Below are 4,468 nucleotides of genomic sequence, written 5' to 3'. Positions count from 1 at the left end.
CGCCGCCGCTTCTTCCACGGGACGCCCGTGGAAGAAGCGGCGGCGGCGGAAGACGGGGTGGTCCTTGCGCAGCCACACCATCGCGCGCGTGAACTCCAGCAGCGTGGTGTCCGCGTCCTCGCCCTCCGGCCAGGCCACCCACGCCAGCTCGTTGTCCTGGCAGTAGGCGTTGTTGTTGCCGCGCTGGGTGCGGGCCAGCTCGTCGCCGTGGCTGATCATCGGCACGCCCTGGGAGAGCATCAGCGTGGCGATGAAGTTCCGCATCTGCCGGGCGCGCAGCCGCAGCACGTCCGGGTCGTCGGTGTCGCCCTCGGCCCCGCAGTTCCAGGACCGGTTGTGACTCTCGCCGTCCCGGTTGTCCTCCCCGTTGGCCTCGTTGTGCTTGTCGTTGTACGACACGAGGTCGTGCAGGGTGAAGCCGTCGTGGCAGGTGACGAAGTTGATGGAGGCGAGCGGGCGGCGCCCGTCGTCCTGGTAGAGGTCCGACGAGCCGGTCAGCCGGGAGGCGAACTCCGCGAGCGTGCGCGGCTCGCCCCGCCACAGGTCCCGCACGGTGTCCCGGTACTTGCCGTTCCACTCGGTCCACAGCGGCGGGAAGTTGCCCACCTGGTAGCCGCCCTCGCCGACGTCCCAGGGCTCGGCGATCAGCTTCACCTGGGAGACCACCGGGTCCTGCTGCACCAGGTCGAAGAACGACGACAGCCGGTCCACCTCGTGGAACTGGCGGGCCAGTGTCGCCGCGAGGTCGAAGCGGAACCCGTCGACATGCATCTCGGTGACCCAGTACCGCAGCGAGTCCATGATCATCTGGAGCACGTGCGGGGACCGCATCAGCAGCGAGTTCCCGGTGCCCGTGGTGTCCATGTAGTAGCGGGGGTCGTCGGTCAGCCGGTAGTACGAGGGGTTGTCGAGGCCCTTGAAGGACAGTGTGGGGCCCAGGTGGTTGCCCTCGGCGGTGTGGTTGTAGACCACGTCGAGGATCACCTCGATCCCCGCCTCGTGCAGCGCCTTCACCGCCGACTTGAACTCCAGCACCTGCTGGCCGCGGTCGCCCCAGGACGCGTAGGCGTTGTGCGGGGCGAAGAAGCCGATGGTGTTGTAGCCCCAGTAGTTGTTGAGCCCCATGTCGACCAGCCGGTGGTCGTTCACGAACTGGTGCACCGGCATCAGCTCCAGCGCGGTGACGCCCAGTTCCGTCAGGTGTTCGATGATCGCCGGGTGCGCCAGGCCCGCGTAGGTGCCGCGCAGCTCCTCGGGCAGTCCCGGGTGGCGCATGGTGAGACCCTTGACGTGGGCCTCGTAGATCACCGTGTGGTGGTACTCCGTCCGGGGGCTCCGGTCGTCCCCCCAGTCGAAGTAGGGGTTGACCACGACCGACGTCATGGTGTGCGGCGCCGAGTCGAGGTCGTTGCGCCGGTCCGGGTCGTCGAAGTGGTAGCCGTAGACCTCCTCGCCCCACTGGATCGAGCCGCTGATCGCACGCGCGTACGGATCCAGCAGCAGTTTCGCGCTGTTGGTGCGCAGCCCCCGCTCGGGGGCGTACGGCCCGTGCACACGGAAGCCGTACCGCTGCCCGGGCATGACCCCGGGCAGGTACGCGTGCCGCACGAACGCGTCGCTCTCCCGCAGCTCGACCGCGGTCTCGGAGCCGTCGTCGTGCAGCAGACACAGCTCTACTCGGTCCGCGGCCTCCGTGAAGACCGCGAAATTCGTTCCGGCGCCGTCGTACGTGGCACCGAGCGGATACGCCTCGCCAGGCCAGACCTGCATGGACTCGACTCTTTCAGGTGTACGGCGCCGGTGGGGGCGCGTTGGCTCCGAGTGTCCCCGTGTCTCCCCGAACGGGCGGGATCAAGGGCGGGTCCACCCTCTACCCATGCCCCGCCTGCCGACGGCCGCACCTTCCCCGCCGGATGCTGTGAACCTGCTCACCTGTCGGCACGCGGAGGCGGAACGGTCGCCCCGTACGGGGAAGTTGGGAAACGACCCTGCCCATCGGGCTGCACCGCGCACCGCATGCGGAGTACTCTCCTTGATCGTTGGACGGGAGTGCTCGGGGGACTGGAAGGCGGTGCGCGGGTGGGCTCGGGAGGGCTGGAACTGCCCCCTGGTGACGACGGTCACGAGGGGAGCGGCTCCACGGACGTCCCGCCCGGTGCGGTGTCCCTGGCGCGGCCGATGGACGCGGGTGCGATCGGGCCGGAGCTGGACTGGGGCGCGGACGCGTGGCGCGAGGTGCGCACGCGCGCGCAGCGGGCCGGCCGGGCCTACATCTGGCTGAACCTGGTCGAGCAGCGGCTGCGCGCGGTCGTCGCCGCCGTACTGCGGCCGATCTACGAGCCCGTGCACGGCGACGACTGGGTGGTCGCCGCCGCCGGGCCCGCCGGACAGGAATGGGTGCAGCGCGCGGTCGCCGTGCGCGAGGTCAGCCGCCGCAAGGGCTACCTGCTCGATCCGGCCGACGACAACGTGCTGTCGTTCCTCACCCTGCCGCAGCTGCGCGAGCTGATGGTGCAGCACTGGCCCTGCTTCGAGCCGTACTTCGACGACCGCCGGGACGTCGAGCTGGCCCTGGACGAGCTGGAGGTCACCCGCAACGTGGTCTCCCGCAACCGGGCGCTGTCCGAGACGGTGCTGAACCAGGCCGAGCGGGCCTCCGCGCGGCTGCTGGAGATGCTCGGCGCGGGCGGCGACGTGCCCTCGGCGCGCCGGCTGCCGGTGGACGCGGTCGAGGACCTGGTCGGCGACCGGTACGCGGACGTGGTCGCCGTGCACCCGGACCGGGTGCGGCTGCTGCGCCAGTTCCCCGCCGAGGACATGTTCGGCGGGGCCCGGCGGCTCGACGCGGTCGGCATCGGCCTGAACCTGCTCGTGCAGAACTTCTCCGGCCGCCGCCTGGTGCGGCTGGCCGAGTCCGGCTGCCGGGTGCGGCTGCTGTTCCTCAACCCGGCCTCCAGCGCGGTCAAGCGGCGCGAGCGCGAACTGGGCATCAAACGGGGCGAGCTGGGCCGGTCCGTGGAGATGAACATCCTCCACATGCGCCGGGTGCGGTCCCGGCTGCGGGACCCGGGCGCCTTCGAGATCCAGGTCTACGACGAGACGCCGCGCTGCACCGCCTACCTGGTCGACGGCGACGGCTCGGACGGCATCGCCGTGGTGCAGAACCATCTGCGCCGCACCCGCGGCATGGAGGCGCCGGTGCTGGTGCTGCGCAACGGCACGAAGGTGGTCAAGCCGGGCGAGATCGAGGAGGGCGGCCTCTTCCCCACCTACCGCGAGGAGTTCGAGCAGATGTGGGCGGATTCACGGCCGGTGTCCTGAACCTCCGGGTCCGCGCGGGTTCCGGGGCCGCCCGGTCCGCCCGGGAAACGGAATGCGATCCTCTGGTTGTCAGTGGCGCGTGCGAGGGTGAGAGCCACTGGGGGAACGCACCGCACAGAAGGGGGGCAGCCCATGGGCTGGCACCGGGAGCTGCTGATCGGCTTCGACCTGGAGACGACGGGGACGGATCCGCGCGAGGCGCGGATCGTCACGGGAGCCGTGATCGAGCTCCGCGCGGGGGAGACGCTGGGGCGCCGGGAGTGGCTGGCCGACCCGGGCGTGCCGATCCCCGCCGACGCGGTCGCGGTCCACGGCATCAGCAACGAGCGCGCGGCAGCCGAGGGCCGCCCCGCCGACCAGGTGGCCGACGCCATCGCCGGCGTCCTCGCCGCCTACTGGAAGACCGGCGTCCCGGTCGTCGCCTACAACGCCTCGTTCGACCTGAGCCTGCTCTCCGCCGAGCTGCGGAGGTACGGACTGCCGTCCCTGCGCGACCGCCTGGGCGGCGCCGACCCGGCCCCGGTCGTCGACCCGTACACCATCGACCGCGCCGTCGACCGCTACCGCCGCGGCAAGCGCACGCTTGAGGCGGTCTGCGCGGAGTACGGCGTGCGGCTCGACGCGGCGCACGACGCGACGGCCGACGCCCTCGCCGCCGCCCAGCTGGCCTGCGCGATAGCCGACCGTCACCCGAAGGTCGCGGCCCTCGGCCCGGCGGAGCTGCACCGCCGTCAGATCGAGTGGTACGCGGCCTGGGCGGCGGACTTCCAGGACTTCCTGCGCCGCAAGGGCGACCCGGCCGCCCTGGTCGACCCCAGCTGGCCGCTGCGCGAACCGGCGGGGGAGCCGGTCCGGCCCGGGCTCACCTAGGGCGCGTCCGGGCGGTCAAGTCGGGGGAGGATGCGGTGCCGTGAACCCGCTGGGGGCGTCCCCACGCCCGTGGAGGGAGGGCGCGCAAGGCCTCGCGTCCCTGGCACGATCCCGCGGGCAGGGCCCGTCGCCTTCCGTCCGGATCAGGCCGGCCGGGGACACCCCGCGCCTCACGGCCGGCCTGATCCGGACGGAAGGCGACGGGCCCTGCCCGCGGGATCGTGCCAGGGACGCGAGGCCTTGCGCGCCCTCCCTCCACGGGCGTGGGGACGCCCCC

The 4,468-nt window shown here is 72.0% G+C and carries 3 protein-coding genes; 2 read left to right on the top strand and 1 reads right to left on the bottom strand.

The genetic code is table 11. From position 1 onward, the window contains the following. Positions 1 to 1,770, bottom strand: a 1,770-nt coding sequence (gene glgX / locus CCN29_RS27150; RefSeq protein WP_086685221.1) for a glycogen debranching protein GlgX, incomplete at its 3' end; no start/stop codon positions are given. Positions 1,771 to 2,079: 309 nt separating this feature from the next. Between glgX and CCN29_RS27145 the strand changes: the two genes are divergently transcribed. Both CCN29_RS27145 and CCN29_RS27140 read left to right on the top strand, forming a co-directional pair. Continuing rightward, positions 2,080 to 3,321, top strand: coding sequence for a DUF5919 domain-containing protein (locus CCN29_RS27145; RefSeq protein ID WP_442538507.1), 1,242 nt, complete (start codon positions 2,080 to 2,082; stop codon positions 3,319 to 3,321). Between the two features lie 132 nt (positions 3,322 to 3,453). Next, positions 3,454 to 4,191, top strand: coding sequence for a 3'-5' exonuclease (locus tag CCN29_RS27140; protein ID WP_031020397.1), 738 nt, complete (start codon positions 3,454 to 3,456; stop codon positions 4,189 to 4,191). The last annotated feature ends 277 nt before the right edge of the window (positions 4,192 to 4,468 follow it).

This window comes from Streptomyces pseudogriseolus (genome assembly GCA_002154585.1).
GTDB lineage: Bacteria > Actinomycetota > Actinomycetes > Streptomycetales > Streptomycetaceae > Streptomyces > Streptomyces pseudogriseolus.
The sequence above is the reverse complement of the archived record's forward strand: the minus strand, read 5'-3'. Positions and strand labels throughout refer to the sequence as shown.

Excerpts from the sequence above, each read along its gene's own strand:
- CCN29_RS27140 (WP_031020397.1), top strand. The coding sequence starts at position 3,454 with ATGGGCTGGCACCGGGAGCTGCTGATCGGCTTCGACCTGGAGACGACG.